Here is a 14,750-nt window from a genome sequence, read left to right on the forward strand (position 1 = left end):
CAAATTCAGAGGAACTACTGCGATAGCAGCCGTTGAGTTATTTCAAGAAAGCCTAATCCTTCAGCTGCCTGGGTCATGGCCTGGGGGTGGTGGCTGATATGCCCCAGGTAATGGGATAGGTTGGCAACACCAATGGACAGGGAAAAAACTTGAGGGTCAAATAGATCTTGATCATTAGGGCTATCGCCAATCGTCAAGACTTGAGATAAATCATATTGTTCAGGCAAATGGTGCGTGAGAACAGTCAGTAGTCCCGCTTGTTTGTTTTGGCCTTGGGGTTTGATATGGCATTGCACCGTACTGTAGGTGAAATCAAATCCTTCGGTGGCACATAATTGCGCCATTTTTTCTAAATCTACTGGGTCAAAGCCCGGATTATCAAAGGTCCAATCCGTGATCCTAAAGGCGTTGTCAGCGGTGGTCCGTAGATGAGGGAATTGGGTCTGGAGCTGACGGAAGGTTTTGGCTAAGTGGGTGCGGTGATCTTTGAGGCCAGGGATATCTGAAAGGACTTTTCCCGGTGTGTCTGGCTGATGAAAGAAAAGGCCACCATTTTCTGCGATCGCACCCTGTATAGGTAAATAGTGAGCCAAGCCACTCACCCATCCAGCTGACCGCCCAGTGACAATCACAACGGTATAGCCAGCCGATTGCAAATCCCATAAGGCCTGCCCCAATGCTGGCGGAAACTTCCCCTCCACTGTTAACGTACCATCCATATCAGTTGCGATTAGTTTAATCCCGTTTAGGATTTGCGGGTGGATCTCAGCCAACTTGAGAATAGAGTTACTCATTAAAATTTCTGTCGGGCGGTAATCTTCTACAGCTTCAAATTTTAGACTGCCTTGTAAATTACTGCTCCATCCGTTTCCCGGTTATCAATAACCAACAACTCCGCCAGGCATAATTCCTGTACCTTAATCTTGACCTCATCAGCGCTCCTTTCGGTTGCAATGACGCAGTCGCTGAGGGTTGCACCTTGCTGATCTCGACAGACCTTCAAAATCTGGACCTCCAGGGGGGGATGAGACGGAGAAAAACTGTTCACATCTCGAACAATGACGGGAGGTGTGAAGTTATCCCCTGATCCGTATAGCAATTGCTGCTTCATATTCTTGTAATCGACCATTTCTGGAATCAAAAACAGATCGACCACCTGACCGATTCCAAAAAAGCCAAAAGTTAGAAGGTAAAGAATGCCACTAACTGGTTTACCTAAGTAAAAACGGTGAACCCCGAATATACCAAAAGTTGCGAAGAACCAAAGAAGATAGGCTGTACCCGTATTGGCCATGGGAGTAGTATGACCTCTATCGACCTGCTCGCTATCTCTCAATTCTAGCCAAAACCCTTCTATGACCTAGCAATTCTCTTTAACTTTCTCAAGAAAAGCGCTTTCATGCTTCAGAGTTGCCAAGAGTATCTAGATCATTCTCGCAGTATAGGCGCAATCAGTCATGGTCTTATGACATAAAAATCAACTATCGGCGATGGTCCACCCTTGCACTGGAGATGTTGCTTCCAGGCTTCCAGAAATATAAATGGATAAAAATATATATCCCTAAAGTGGGAAAGCTGACCTAGGACTGCTCCTGTAACGATAAACAAAAAGAGCAGGAATATTGATGGACGACTAAGCTTTTCGAGAACCAAAAGGTTACCGGGAAGATGAATATTAGTCTTCCAGTCTCCCAATAAGCATTTTCAGCTCTTCAGCTAGCTCTTGACTGGTAATTTTATGCTCTACATCACTTGTGTCGTCCATAAACATATTCCCTTTACCGGTCAAGAGCCAATCGATTGAGACTTGATAATAGGTATTCAGCAGAATAAGGAAGTCTATATTCAATAAATAATCCCCACACTCGCAGCCAGACCACTGCCTTACAGAAATTGATAGATTTTTTGAAATTTGAACTTGCGACAAACCGAGATGAGCCCGCAACTGCTTCATCCTTCTACCAATTTTCTGGGCTGCAATATTAATGATCAGCTGATCTTTTTTCCCTAATTGCTTGCGAGGCATGGTGGATAACGGATTCGATAAACGATAGGAATATTCAATCACCAGAGAGATTCTATAGCATTACCAAAACGTGATTGACTGTAGATTTTATTACTGGAAAATATTGTCCAAATATTTAGAACCAGAAATATTTTAGATGGAATTCCTAGATCAGTTCTATGTAGGAATACGGATTCTTGATGCATCTTAAAACTGGAGTGAATGCCAATATTTTCAGTAAAAGTACTGATCTACCCACTCAACAGCCGTCAAAACTCCAGTAAAATCCCAATTTATGGGGGAGGCAACTCCGTATATTCACGGATACAATGGATGTATTCATAAATTGCCTACAGGGTAATTGCACCTGAAGCAATTGCCCACGAAATAGATAAATCAGTAATTTTACCAACCCCAATGGCTAGGTGTCTGGGCTATAAGTTCTTTGTAGCCAAAATCATGCTGCTTAAATTAGCAGCTAAAAGAAGACAGCGAGTCAAGTAAATATTACCTAGTAAATTATTCAGATACCGAAATGGAATCAACGCAATACAAACGATCTACAAGAGGATTTCAAACAAGAAGACGGGCAGAACGGCACTATTCAGATCCTCAACCTGCTGTTACTCAAAGCAGTCTGTTGGAGGCTGCCTATAAGACTCAGTTAGACCTGGCCGTCAAAGGAGTTTTATTTGAGAGTCTATATCCGCTCAGTCGCGATGAAATAGCTGAACGAATTACTTGGTTGTTGACAGATACTAAACACGGCAAGATCAATCGAATTTTTGCTTCCCTTCAACGTTTAATATCTAGTCGGCTTGTTGCAGCAACACGAGTTGTTGAGCAAGGGAAGGAAGTTACAAAATATCTCCTCGATCTTCCCTATGAAGAACTCCAACAAGAGCGGGCTGCTCGGATCAGAAATCAGCAGTTTCAGTACAACGAGTAAAACTGTTCATTGCAGTTGAATGCATTAAAGACAAACCATTGAAAGTCCTACCACTCGATAACATGATGTGCGATGTACTGATTAGGGATACTCGCACTCCATGCACCAAACTCCATTCTCAATCCAACCTATCAAGGTTACTGTCGGTAAGACTGGGCCATAGCTAGGTCGGTTACAGGTGCATAGACGAAAATAATAGGCTCATAAATCTGGGAACTCCAAGCCAGAGGATATTCCGAGTTAAGATTATAAGCTACTGGGGCAATCGGTACCCATAGAATCATTGCCCTATGCTCTCGGCTCATAACAAAAACACTCGTGCTAACCAACCAAAGTGCACGAGTGCTAGAAAAGTTCTAACCAATCTTAGATAAGCTATTTTCAGTATTCCCATTCCCGGCAAAAAGAAAACTTTTACTTTGAATAAACAACTTTAGCTTATGAGGCTAAGACTTTAGGATCCATATCTACAGGGATTTCAGAACGGTTGACCCATAACTGATTTACCCTGCCTCTGGAAGTAGTAAGGGATCGTTCCTTTATCAGCGAAAGGGGGTTTAGCCTGATTCAAAGTTTGAATTAAAAGTTACAGCTCACGCCATAGCTTAATTTAGCTATTCTCAATTTCATAGAAAAAGATAACTATATAAGAAAATATTAGCCCTATTTACTGAAGACGGAATAGGTTGGCTGCTCCCCACATCAACATTCTTTTGCTCGCAGAAGGGGTTGCTCCATTCATTTTGAGACATCGGCAGACTGTGGGAAATCGCCTGCACTGAGTCAAGGATGGGGGCAGAATGATTCTTCACTCCTTCAATCCACAACTCCAGCCATAGTGCGAATACTCTGGCTTGTCATTGTGAGAACCTTCCATCTGAGTCACAGTCCGCTAGGTGTTAGCAAGCTCGGTGGCGGCTGAATCCGCAGTAGAAGGTTGCCAAATAGCAGCTTTAATCAGAGCCCAAATTAGGGAAACATTATAGATTGCCCAAGCAGCATTGAGAACATGTAGGCCTGGGTTCTCTAGGCTACCAGTTGCATAACGGAATAAACTCCACGAAATACCTAAGGCTGTTAGCACAACAACCGTGATTTGTGGAATGACAAGACCAATATACATACCCGATTGACGCTGTTTTGGAGTCACTTGGAACTTTACAGGTCTACCCGTAAACACACTCCAAACAGCTTTGATAAACAGTGGGAATAGTGCGATCGCAAATTGTTCTGCTCGCCATAACTCTGACTTCTTAATGCCCCAAGCTGCCGCCATAAAGGTGATGCGGTTGAGAATAAAGGCAGGTACAAAATGGATGGCAAATGCTAATCCATAGGTTTGCACGGGAATCGCCCCGGTAAAAAAGTAGATCAGTGGACAAGCAATAAAAATCAGCGTAAAAAATCCCGAGAAGTAACTATACATAGTCTGGAAATATTGCAGCTGTTGCCAAACGGTTAGTCCTTTTTTCGTGAGTGGATTTTCCCGGAGAAGGACCTGAACCGTACCCTGAGCCCACCTCAGTCGCTGTTTCAAGGTGGAGCTGAGGTCGTCGGGGGCTAGGCCAACCGCCAAGACTTCATGGTGATAAACCGACTTCCATCCAGCTGCATGGAGACGCATGGCAGTATTCATATCTTCCGTAATACTGGCACTGGAAACGCCGCCCACCAACTCAAACTCTTCTAAGCGTTTTTGGTCCTCTAAATATTCATCCGCAAAATTTTGCAGACCAGTCGTCACCAATGCTTCCCGGCGTAAGATCGCATTGGTGCCAGTATAGAAGGCTGAGCTCATGCCATCCTTCCCTTGTTGAATCGGGCCATAAAACAACCGAGCTTGATGACCAAACGGATCGCCAGGCGGCAGATTATAAAAGTCTTGAGGCGTTTGAACGAAGGCAATGTCGTTGTCCTTGTACGCTCCATCTTGCATGCTGTATTCAAAGAAATAGGGCAAGACTCGCTGAAGAAATTGAGGCTTAGGAATATGGTCTGCATCTAGGGTCAAGATCAGATCGCCTGTGGTTTCCCCAGAAAACAAGGCATGGTTAATGTTGCCAGCCTTGGCGTGATGGGGTTTGCCTTTTGGCTTTTGACGAGCAATATAGCGGCTGCGGGCTAGGTCAATTAGGTCCTGTTCTTTTTGCTCAATGGCTCGCTTGACGGCCTTTACTTCTGCTTTCAGGTACTCTGTAGCCGAGCCATATTGATGATTTAACAGGCGGGTGCTTTGTTGCAAGCTATGGAGATACCCGGCCAATTGTTGAGTTTGATCTTGGATGGCGTTGTCTTCCGGAGTAAAGAATTTAATGGCAATGAGACACTGGCGTTGATCCGGGGTTGGATTGTAGCTGACAAAGTCTGTGAATTGGCTCATGATGCCAAATCCCCTCCCGCCTTCAGCCATTGGCTCAACATCTTCTAGGGACTTAAAGATTTTGTCAGGGTTATCGAGTCCGGGGCCTCGGTCCCAAATTTGTAGTACCAAAACGTTACTAGAAATATTGAGTTCTAAGTCAATCAGTGTCGTGGCAGGGAGATCTTTATGGGCATATTTCAAGACATTATCCACTGCCTCACCCAATACCGTTTGTATCTCCAGCCAAGGTTTCATGGGGATATGGGGTTGTTGGAGCTGATTATACCAGTCCAGCGCAACTTGAGCATTTTCCCGTTTGGTTTCTACCGTTAAGGTATGAGACTTTAACTGTTCCTCTCCTGCCGCAATTTCGGACACTAAACTTTGGAGGTGTTGTAGTTTTGCTTTGAGCTGCAGACGCTGTGTGTTAATGTCATCTGCTGCTGCGCGAAGCTGTGGCGTTTGCAGATCCGCAATACACAATTGCTCTGACATTTGCCGCATTTGGGGAGAACCGCCATCATCCAGCACATATACCTTCAGCTTGTTGGCAGGATAGTCTAGGTTTAAGGATGCTTTAGCCGTTTCACGAACCATCTCAACCGGTTCGTTATAGCAAGTGATAAAGACATCAATACTTGGCCACTTAGACTCTGGCAAGGTAGGGCGCATGTGTCTGAGAGGCTTGACATCTCGAACAATGGGCCGCCAGAGACCAATAAAGAACATCACCCCCCCGATATAGCTATATATTTCTGCCAGCAGGAGTGGAATGGCTAGCCAGAGCACATTAAAGTTGACAGAGTTGAGAATCCGCCACTGCAGATACCAGCCCCCAAAAATGAGGTTAACGATGACTAAGAACCGAAACAGCAACGTTCTATCCTTTAGCCGGATGCGGATATTGCCGGAGAAGGTAGGGGTATTTTCAACAATGGGGACGGCATTAGTCATGAGACTGGGTATCCTTACTGCTTGCCTAATAAAGAGGGATAATGTTGGTGGGTTTCAGTCATATTTTTAGGAATCACCACAGTAATGTTGTGGTTAAGTTGAGTATTGACACTGAGCTGCTTATTCTCACAACCTCTGGCAAAATAGTTGTCCAGGATGCCGATGAGGGTCGGTTCTGGCTGATCGATAGCTAGGGAGTAGGTATCCATTAATCCACTCAAAACAGTTGTTATTTATGGTTTTGGGACAGGGTGTTATTTGGGGTTCCCCAATAGGTGCCCGTTGAATCCGTAATCAGCTGCAATTTGGGTTTAGGGGTGGGGGGCAAACCGGTCCCTATCTCTTCGTTGGCGACAGCTTTCCACCATGGGGAATTGCGGGAGGTATCGGCAACCAGTAACGGTTGGCGATCGCGCAGCCGATACAAAATAGACTGCAGAACAATACTGTTGGTAGAGCCACTAAAACCAGGGTTAGACTGGCCGGTTTGCTCATTCACCCCTTCATAAAAGCCCAACACAGGGTTATAGAGGTCCAACGCAGACTGATATAGCTCTTGAGCATAGGCATTGTCAGGGAAAATCGCATGATAAGCGAAGGCTGCCGCACTGCTGATGATGCGTTGCTCGGGTTTCAGGGATTTATCGGCAGTGGATGCGGCCCAGGGTTGTTTATCTTTATTAATCAGGCTGCTATGAATCACGTAGGGTGCTTTGGTAGTGAGGGTGGTGCCTGCTGCCGTCAATACGCCTTCGCGGTTATAGCGTTCAGCCTGAGCCTGCAACATTGGTAAAACCAACCGCCGCATTTGTGGATCGAGGCCCAACTCTAAGCCATAAACCATAAATGGATTGCTAACTGTCTGTTGCTCAATATCAGGTTTCTTCCGCGGACGGTCTCGCTCAATCGGAATTTGAAAGCCTTCTAATTCGGCGGTTTTGTAGTTTCCACCGACGGCGGCTTCCGTCACATCAAAGCCCCAAAGTTGAAACCCCCGGGCAGCGTATTCTTCGTAGCCCAATCGGGAATCTGGCTTGACGCGAATTAAGCGGCGGCCATTGCTATCCGTTTCGACAAAAGCGCTGTGGATGCGACCATCTCGCACCACCCGCAGGAAAGACCAATCTAAGACAATTTCATCAATAATGGTGGCATACTCCTTGTGACAGCCCTTGAGATTGTGAAGGGCCAACAAGAACCGTCCCACATCTAAACCGGACCAGCCAATGCCTTCAGGGGCCGGGTTCATGCCGTAATCAACAGCTTCTAGGGTGCGAATATCGTAGTTGCGATGGGGCAATTCACCGCCATGTAACGGCAATTGTTTAATTGCACCTAAAAATAAACGGACCCGCTGATCAAATTCTTCGATGCTAATCACATCTAGGGATTCAGCCGCCTGAAGGGCGGCTAAATAGTCCCCCATTCCCCACAAAGTAGCGACTTTCATATCGCTGCGATCGCTGACCAATCCCGTACTGGATTCGTAGTTGGCCTCAAAGTATTTCCAGGCCGCTTTGGCATAGCGTTTTTCAGCTAAATGAGGACGGCGCGTCAGATCTTGGCAAACCGCTGATTCCTTCACTTTGCCACCAGACAGAATGGGAGCAACTGCCACCTGGACGGATTGTTCCACCATTTGTTCTACCTTGCCGATCGGAGCTGGAGCTGGGGTAGGGGCAGGTGCTGGAGTCGGTGCAGGCGTTGGTAAAGCAGCCGTTGTTTGGCTGGATGGGAAGTTAGGTGTAGCACCGTCGCCTTCGATCAATTGACAGCACACGACTAAATCCGAATCAATGGATTTAGAGGGGGATAAATGCTTGTGAGTGGGAGGAGGAGCATTGCTCGGAGATTGGGCAATAACAGGACTCGGCGTCGGTGTAGAGACTGGGGCCGGAGTAGGTGAGGGTGAAGGAGCGGGTGTTGGAGTCGGCGCAGGTGAAGGAGCGGGTGCTGGAGCCGGAGCCGGGGCAGGTGCCGGAGTTGGGGCCGGTGCTGGAACTGGGGCCGGAGCAGGTGCTGGGGCCGGTGCTGGAGCGGAAGCTACATTGTCTGGAGCTGGGTAACCTTCAGCAACGATGGTACTTTGGGGTGTTCCGGTGGAGGCATTCACCCCATTCCCCCCAATCAGGGGGCGATATCCTCTCGCTTTGTAGTAGAGGATTTCCATAATCAACCCATTTGTATTACCGGTTAGGGCCCGATTAGGCTCATTGGTTGCCTCATACATGCCGGCAAAAAAACCGCCGCCATCTGGGCTCATCAAGCCTTTCGCGACTTCGAATAATTCCTCTGCATAGGGTTCATCCGGGAAGATATAGCGCCACCCAAAGGCCGCTTTGGTGCTAATACTGCGTTTCTCGGGATGCAGTTCATTCTTCTCAGTAATGGTGGCCCAAGCGACACCATTGGAAAAAACGGTGTTGTAGAGGAAGTAAGGCGGGCCATCAATGTTATCTTCGGTAACCGCCGTTAGTTGGCCCGTAGCCTGATAGCGACGTTTTTGGACTTCGAGTACACGGGCCGCATAATCGCGCATTTGATCGCCCAAAAAGCCAAACTCAATGCCGTCCAAGATATAGGACTCACTCACCACATAATTGTTGGCATTCGTTTCTTGAAAGGCTCGGGTATCAACGGGGATTTGCACCCCGTATATCTCGACTAATTGAAATGGCTCAAAGGACAGCGCCTTGGGGACGGAATATCCCCACAACTCATAGCCTCGGGCCGCATATTCTTCGTACCCTAGTCGGCCTTCTTGGACAGGCAACGTTTGACCATCTTCAAGGACGGTAGCTCCAAATAGATTGCCGTCTTGAATGGAGCGTTCAATCGCCCATCGATCGATAATAGATTTTAACCAGTCTGCATATTGGGGATGACAGGTGCGCAGGACATGAAATGCTGCCAAAATTCGGCCAATATCTAAGGCCGACCAACCGATGCCGCGGTCAATGGGGTTGTTGCCATAGTCCACCATCGCACCATCGGCAGCGTTATAGACCTTATTGGGCAAGCTGTCTTCAAACAGCGTTAATTCAGATAGAGAAGACAGAAATTTATTGAGTTTGAGGTCAAACTCATCTTGGGTGATCAGGTTCATCCACCGGGCCGCATTGAGGGCCATGAGGTAGTTCCCCATATCCCACAGGGTGCCGGAAGGGTAGCCTCCGGTTGAGTTAGTAAATCCGGTGGCTTCTTGATAGTTGTTGACAAAGTACTGCCAAGCCGTGCGCGCGTAAGTCTCTTCTTCGGGGGTCAAAGGATTGGTAATCCCGCCACAGGAATTATCACTCGGCGGGGGCGGAGGGGCAGATATGGGGGCGGGCGCAGGCGCTGGAGCGGCGGCAGGAGTCGGGGGAGGAGCCGGAGCGGCGGCAGGCGCGGGGGCGGGCGCAGGCGCTGGAGCGGGCGCTTGTGCTGTTTCAGGTGCAGGAAAGCCTTCCAGAACAACGGTTGTTTCAGAGGTTCCGGTGGAAGCACTCACCCCATTTCCCCCAATTAGGGGTCGATTGCCTCTGGCCTTGTAATAGAGAATCTCCATAATTAACCCATTCGTATTTCCCGTTAGGGATTGGTTGGGTTGTTGGGTCTCTTCATATAAACCGGCGAAAAAGCCGCCCCCATCAGGGCTCATTAATCCCTTTGCAACTTCAAACAGCTGTTGAGCATAGGGGTCATCCGGAAAAATATAGCGCCACCCAAAGGCTGCCTTGGTGCTGATACTGCGTTTGTCGGGATGAAGTTCGTTTTTCTCAGTAATCGTGGCCCAAGCTTCGCCATTGGAGAAAACAGTGTTGTACAAGAAGTAGGGGGGACCATCAATATTGTCTTCGGTCACCGCCGTTAATTGACCTGTAGCTTGATAGCGTCGTTTCTGCACTTCGAAGACCCGAGCGGCATAGTCCCGCATTTGGTCACCCAGGAAGCCAAATTCAATGCCATCTAGGATATAGGACTCACTGACGACGTAGTTATTGGCATTGGTGTCTTGATAGTTGCGAGTATCCACAGGAATCTGCACCCCATAGATCTCCACCATCTTGAACGGTTCAAAGGATAACGCCTTCGGCACCTGAAAGTTCCAGAGTTGGTAGCCTCGGGATGCATACTCCTCATACCCCAGTCGGCCTTCTTGCACTGGCAAAGTCTGCCCATCCTCTAGAACAGTTGCCCCAAACATATAGCCATCTTGAACGGACCGATCCACTGCCCAGCGATCGATGATGGATTTCAACCAATCTGCATATTGGGGATGACAGGTGCGCAGCACATGAAATGCCGCCAAAATCCGACCAATATCCAAGGCAGACCAACCAATCCCTCGATCAATGGGATTGTTGCCATAGTCCACCATGGCGCCATCAGCCGCGTTATACACCTTGTTCGGTAAGCTGTCTTCAAACAGTGTTAACCCCGCTAGAGAAGACAGAAATTTATTCAGTTTTTGATCGAACTCTTCTTGGGGGATCAGGTTCATCCAGCGGGCCGCATTGAGGGCCATCAGGTAGTTTCCCATGTCCCACAAGGTGCCGGAAGGGTATCCCCCAGTGGAGTTGGTGAAACCCGTGGCCTCTTGATAGTTATTGAGAAAGTACTGCCATGCCGTGCGAGCATAGGTTTCTTCCTCTGGCGTTAGGGGATTGGTAATCGCCCCACAATCATTTGCTTCTTGTGCATTGGCAACTTTCCCTGTTGTGAAGGGAAGCCACAGAGAAGGAGAAAAAATGCCAATTGCCAACCAGGCAACTAGTCTAACTATCGGTAAAGGACGACGTCGCTTCATCAGGCAGGATGGCCCCAATCAAAAGATGCAAAAGAACAACAAACCCAGTTGCAGTTGACGAGAAAGTGAATAGGGCTAATTCCTACTACGCATCTGGCTCAGATACTCCCGCCCAAATGGCTAGAGGCTTGCCAACTTTCTTAAATAATAAGCACTCTAAAATAATGCCATTGTTATTAGCTGTCAATACGGCGTTTGGTTCATCTAAGGTTTCATAAAAACCACTGTACCAACCTTTTTCCGAACCAACTTTTTCTTGCACAAAAGCAAATAACTTTTTGGTGTAATCTGTGTTGTAAAGAACATGCCAACCGATGGCTGCTTTCGTACTCACAAAGCGAAGGTGGTTGTAATTTTCTCCAGTATCGCTAATGGTGGCCCAGGGTTTGCCGTTCACATATAAGGTGTTGTAAACAAAATAGGGTTCTCGGTCCAAATTATCTTCCGTGATCGCCGTTAATTGATTCGTAGCTTCATAACGAGCTTCCTGGGCCGCTAACATTCGATCCGCATAGGCTTTTGGCAGAGCTTTAAATCCGGTTTCGATGCCATCAAGGAAAAACGGCTCACTCAAAACGTAGTTATTCGCTTCCGAATTTTCGCGATCGCGGACATCAAACGGAATGCTATGGCCATAGAGTTCGACAAAGGCCGATTTGTTGTCATAGTCGAGGGCCTTATCAACATTGAGCCCCCACAGTTTCAAGCCATAGGCTGCATAATCTTCGTACCCTAGGCGCCCTTCTTGGTTGTATTGCTCTTGCCCCTCTTTGATACTGGTGCCATACATTTGACCATCTTTGGTCAACCGCTTGACATCCCAGGCTTTCCACACTGCTGTGGTTTGGGGTTCGAATTCAGGATATTTAGCGGCAATAATTTTCAGCCAGAGGGCGATACGACCCAGGTCAATGGCTGACCAGCCAATTTCTTCTCGCTGATCGAGGGAGCCATAATTCACGGGCATTAAGGTCTGGGAATTGTAGACCTTGTTGGGCAGTTCCCCCTTATATAGTTCCAGCTTGGCTAGAGTCGTCAGCATCTTGCTCATGGTCTCTTTGAATTCCTTCTCAGACACCAGATCTAATTCCTTCGCACTGACTAAAGCCGCCATCGCAGCACTTTGATCCCAGAGGGTCACGGATTGGAATTGATCCACAGAATTGACCAAGCCCGTTTCGGGATTCATATTGGTCTCAAAATAGCTCCAAGCCTTCTGGGCAACCTTGAGCTCTTCAGGGGATAGTTTGCCAACATGGGCGGGGGTAAAGGGCGTAACTGTCTTGGCAATTTCTTGTTTACTCACCCGTTCACCTGGAAATTTAATGGATCGTGAATCCGGTTTTTCATGTTTGACCTTCGGTTTCGCCTGGGTTGAGTCAGATTTGGCAGTATCGGGAGCAGTAGCAGTGGTGGTAGGTGCAGACTCTTGGGTTGTTTTTTTAGACAGATTTCCCGATAACAGTTCTAAGCCTGCGATCGCAGCGACGGCTGTTACGACGCCACCTAAATAGGTGAGAAAAGCAAGTTTTTTAGGTGGCATTTCAAAATTAGAATTCATAACTGCTCCCAGTTGGAATAATGACCGTAATTGTCAGCACTGAAACAATATTAATTGGCAGCTAGGATAACCAGCTAGAGAAAGTTTTCTTGATTTCTGAAAACTAGAAAAAAAGATCAATAATCATCAAGCAAGATAAACTTTCTTTACCAAAAAGGGGCTTATCTGCCCTAGAATTCCCAACTCATCAATAGGTTTAACACTCTGAAAAAATTAAAAATCGATTCTTAGTTGACCTGAAAAGATATGACTGTTACTGGCCCCAGCACCACTCGAAATAATATTGGTGAGAACATAGCCAAAATCAAGCTCAACATTTTCGGCTAAGGAGGCTGTACATTTTGCTTGTAAACCTCGACCCGTACTTTTACCGCCATTAACCACTTGGTTGCCAATAGAAGCAGCAAACTGACAGGTTAATGGGTCAAAAATTTTACCTTTCCACCCCACCTCAGCGTTATAGAGCAAAAAGCTAAGGGGCGAGAAATAACCACTTTCTGCCTCTAAATCTTCAGCGAAGTTCCAGGTAAATACGTTGGCGGCCACCGAAAAAGGCCCGATCTTGCGCTCCAAGCGGCTAAAAGACTGGATTTCTTGGTTGCCATCATTGAACAAACCCGCTTGGAACAGGCCAAAGAATGTGGTTTGACTGTCAATTTGCCAAAAGACACTCGGACGAAAGCGCCAATAGCTAATTTCATTCTCTAAAGTGGTGGTGTTGAACTTATAAGGGCCATGTTCAACCTCCCCAGAAACCAGAACTTGCCCAAAAAGCGACGTTTTCGCCCCTACCTTAAAGGTGGGCTGGGGGTCTAAACGGTTAAACACTTCAGCACCAGCAGCTACATTCAGAGAGACATCCCCCTGCTCAGTCTCCCACCCTAAAATTAGTGGAATATTTTTGACCGGTTCCAGATCATTTTGCTTATAAGTATTCAAGCCGGTTGTAAAGGTAACAAGGTCCCCATTTCGGAGGCGAAAAGAAATAATTTCTTCGATTTTTAAGTTTTCTTTGCCAAATTCATCGAAATCAAGCTTAAAATCCGTCGTCGAGTTCTCTAAGACCAAAAAGGACACCTGCGGATCATCGGCGGCTCCAATCGGAGCACCCTCTGTAGGCAAACGATCTGGAGGATTGATCTGAGACGGTTGCACCGGAAGATCTTTCGGTACCGATGAAGGTTGAACCGCTGCTGGGACCGGTGTTGGCGTATCCTGCACCAGAACCGGCTGGGATGCGGGTGAAATATTTTGCTGGCGGGCAGGTGAGGGTAACGTGCGAAATCGAGGAGCCGTTTTCGCAGAAGATGTCGCTGGAGGCCGATTTGTCTGGGCAGGACGGAGGCGCTGCGGCCTGGGTTGCCCTAGACGAGGACGGGGGCCTGATGGACGAACAGCAGGACTGGGTGTCGATATCTGATCAGCAGGTTCTGCAGCACCGCCTTGGGATGCCGCTTCGGGTGGGGGCGCTGAGGAGGGCAGCGTCGGGATATGGGTTGGTGGTAAAGCAGGACCTGAAGGCCGGGCAGCTGGGCTGTAAACAGGATTAGCAGACGGCAATGCCCCGCCTTGAAAAGCATCTTCTGAAGGGATAGATGAGGAGGTATCGGGGATATCTGTTGGCCGAAGCGCAGGACCTGAGGGCCGGGCGGCTGGACTAATGATCAGTAGGGGGGAGTTGGGAGGGACAGGGGCGGGGGAATAGGGCGGGGAGTTGTTTACCCTCGACGCTTCAACCTTGATATTCACATCAGTAGGAACGGTGGCTCCGCCTTGAGGCCCCTTTTCAGGGTGGCTCTGAGGCGTAATGGCAGGTGGGGGTTTGGGCTGTTGCGGGGCAGGATCTGGCTTCTGCCAGGTATCGTTCGGCTGAATAGGGAGCTGGCGTAAGCCAGGGTTCAACTCATAGGGACCCGCTATCAAATAAGGGGGCTGGATAACGGGCTGAGTCAAGCGAGTTTGAGATAACTCCTGTATGTCGGGAGCATTGAAGTCGGGTTGACAGCCCAAACATAGCGTTGCCAGCACGGAGAGCATGAGAGATGTTCTACCACAAAGCAGGTCATAGGGGAAATTCAGCCAAAAAGCGACATTATCTCAGAAAAATCAATCTGCCCCAGTTTAGAGTGC

General features: G+C 47.8%; 9 protein-coding genes. 1 reads left to right on the plus strand and 8 read right to left on the minus strand.

The window, feature by feature from the left end:
- Nucleotides 1–14 precede the first annotated feature (14 nt).
- The 3 genes from Q0991_RS04780 to Q0991_RS04790 all read right to left on the minus strand — a co-directional run bounded on the left by Q0991_RS04780 (nt 15) and on the right by Q0991_RS04790 (nt 2,026).
- The gene (locus Q0991_RS04780) at nt 15–794 is read right to left on the minus strand and encodes an HAD family hydrolase (protein WP_299485990.1); all 780 of its coding nucleotides are present in this window, start codon (nt 792–794) and stop codon (nt 15–17) included.
- A gap of 41 nt (nt 795–835) precedes the next feature.
- Nucleotides 836–1,294 (minus strand): TM2 domain-containing protein, encoded by a 459-nt coding sequence (locus tag Q0991_RS04785; RefSeq protein WP_299485992.1) that lies wholly within the window; start codon nt 1,292–1,294, stop codon nt 836–838.
- Between the two features lie 381 nt (nt 1,295–1,675).
- Complete coding sequence (locus tag Q0991_RS04790) at nt 1,676–2,026, minus strand: helix-turn-helix transcriptional regulator (protein ID WP_299485994.1); 351 nt, start codon at nt 2,024–2,026, stop codon at nt 1,676–1,678.
- Nucleotides 2,027–2,540: 514 nt separating this feature from the next.
- Between Q0991_RS04790 and Q0991_RS04795 the strand changes: the two genes are divergently transcribed.
- Nucleotides 2,541–2,954, plus strand: a complete 414-nt coding sequence (locus Q0991_RS04795) for a hypothetical protein (RefSeq protein ID WP_299485996.1) — start codon at nt 2,541–2,543, stop codon at nt 2,952–2,954.
- A gap of 892 nt (nt 2,955–3,846) precedes the next feature.
- Here Q0991_RS04795 and Q0991_RS04800 read toward each other — a convergent pair.
- The 5 genes from Q0991_RS04800 to Q0991_RS04820 form a co-directional block, all read right to left on the minus strand.
- Nucleotides 3,847–6,270: a glycosyltransferase family 2 protein gene (locus Q0991_RS04800; protein WP_299485998.1), complete on the minus strand. Its 2,424-nt coding sequence runs from the start codon at nt 6,268–6,270 to the stop codon at nt 3,847–3,849.
- A 14-nt stretch (nt 6,271–6,284) separates the two neighbouring features.
- Nucleotides 6,285–6,479 carry a hypothetical protein gene (locus Q0991_RS04805; protein ID WP_299486000.1) on the minus strand — a complete coding sequence of 65 codons (195 nt, stop codon included), beginning with the start codon at nt 6,477–6,479 and terminating at the stop codon, nt 6,285–6,287.
- A 20-nt stretch (nt 6,480–6,499) separates the two neighbouring features.
- Complete coding sequence (locus Q0991_RS04810) at nt 6,500–11,059, minus strand: DUF3131 domain-containing protein (protein WP_299486001.1); 4,560 nt, start codon at nt 11,057–11,059, stop codon at nt 6,500–6,502.
- Between the two features lie 85 nt (nt 11,060–11,144).
- Entirely contained in the window at nt 11,145–12,620 is a 1,476-nt protein-coding gene (locus Q0991_RS04815; RefSeq protein WP_299486003.1) for a DUF3131 domain-containing protein, read from the minus strand.
- 213 nt (nt 12,621–12,833) lie between these two features.
- Nucleotides 12,834–14,657, minus strand: a complete 1,824-nt coding sequence (locus tag Q0991_RS04820; RefSeq protein WP_299486005.1) for a hypothetical protein — start codon at nt 14,655–14,657, stop codon at nt 12,834–12,836.
- Nucleotides 14,658–14,750 lie beyond the last annotated feature (93 nt).

It is taken from the genome of Acaryochloris sp. IP29b_bin.137, from assembly GCF_028285745.1.
Classification (GTDB): Bacteria; Cyanobacteriota; Cyanobacteriia; order Thermosynechococcales; family Thermosynechococcaceae; genus Acaryochloris.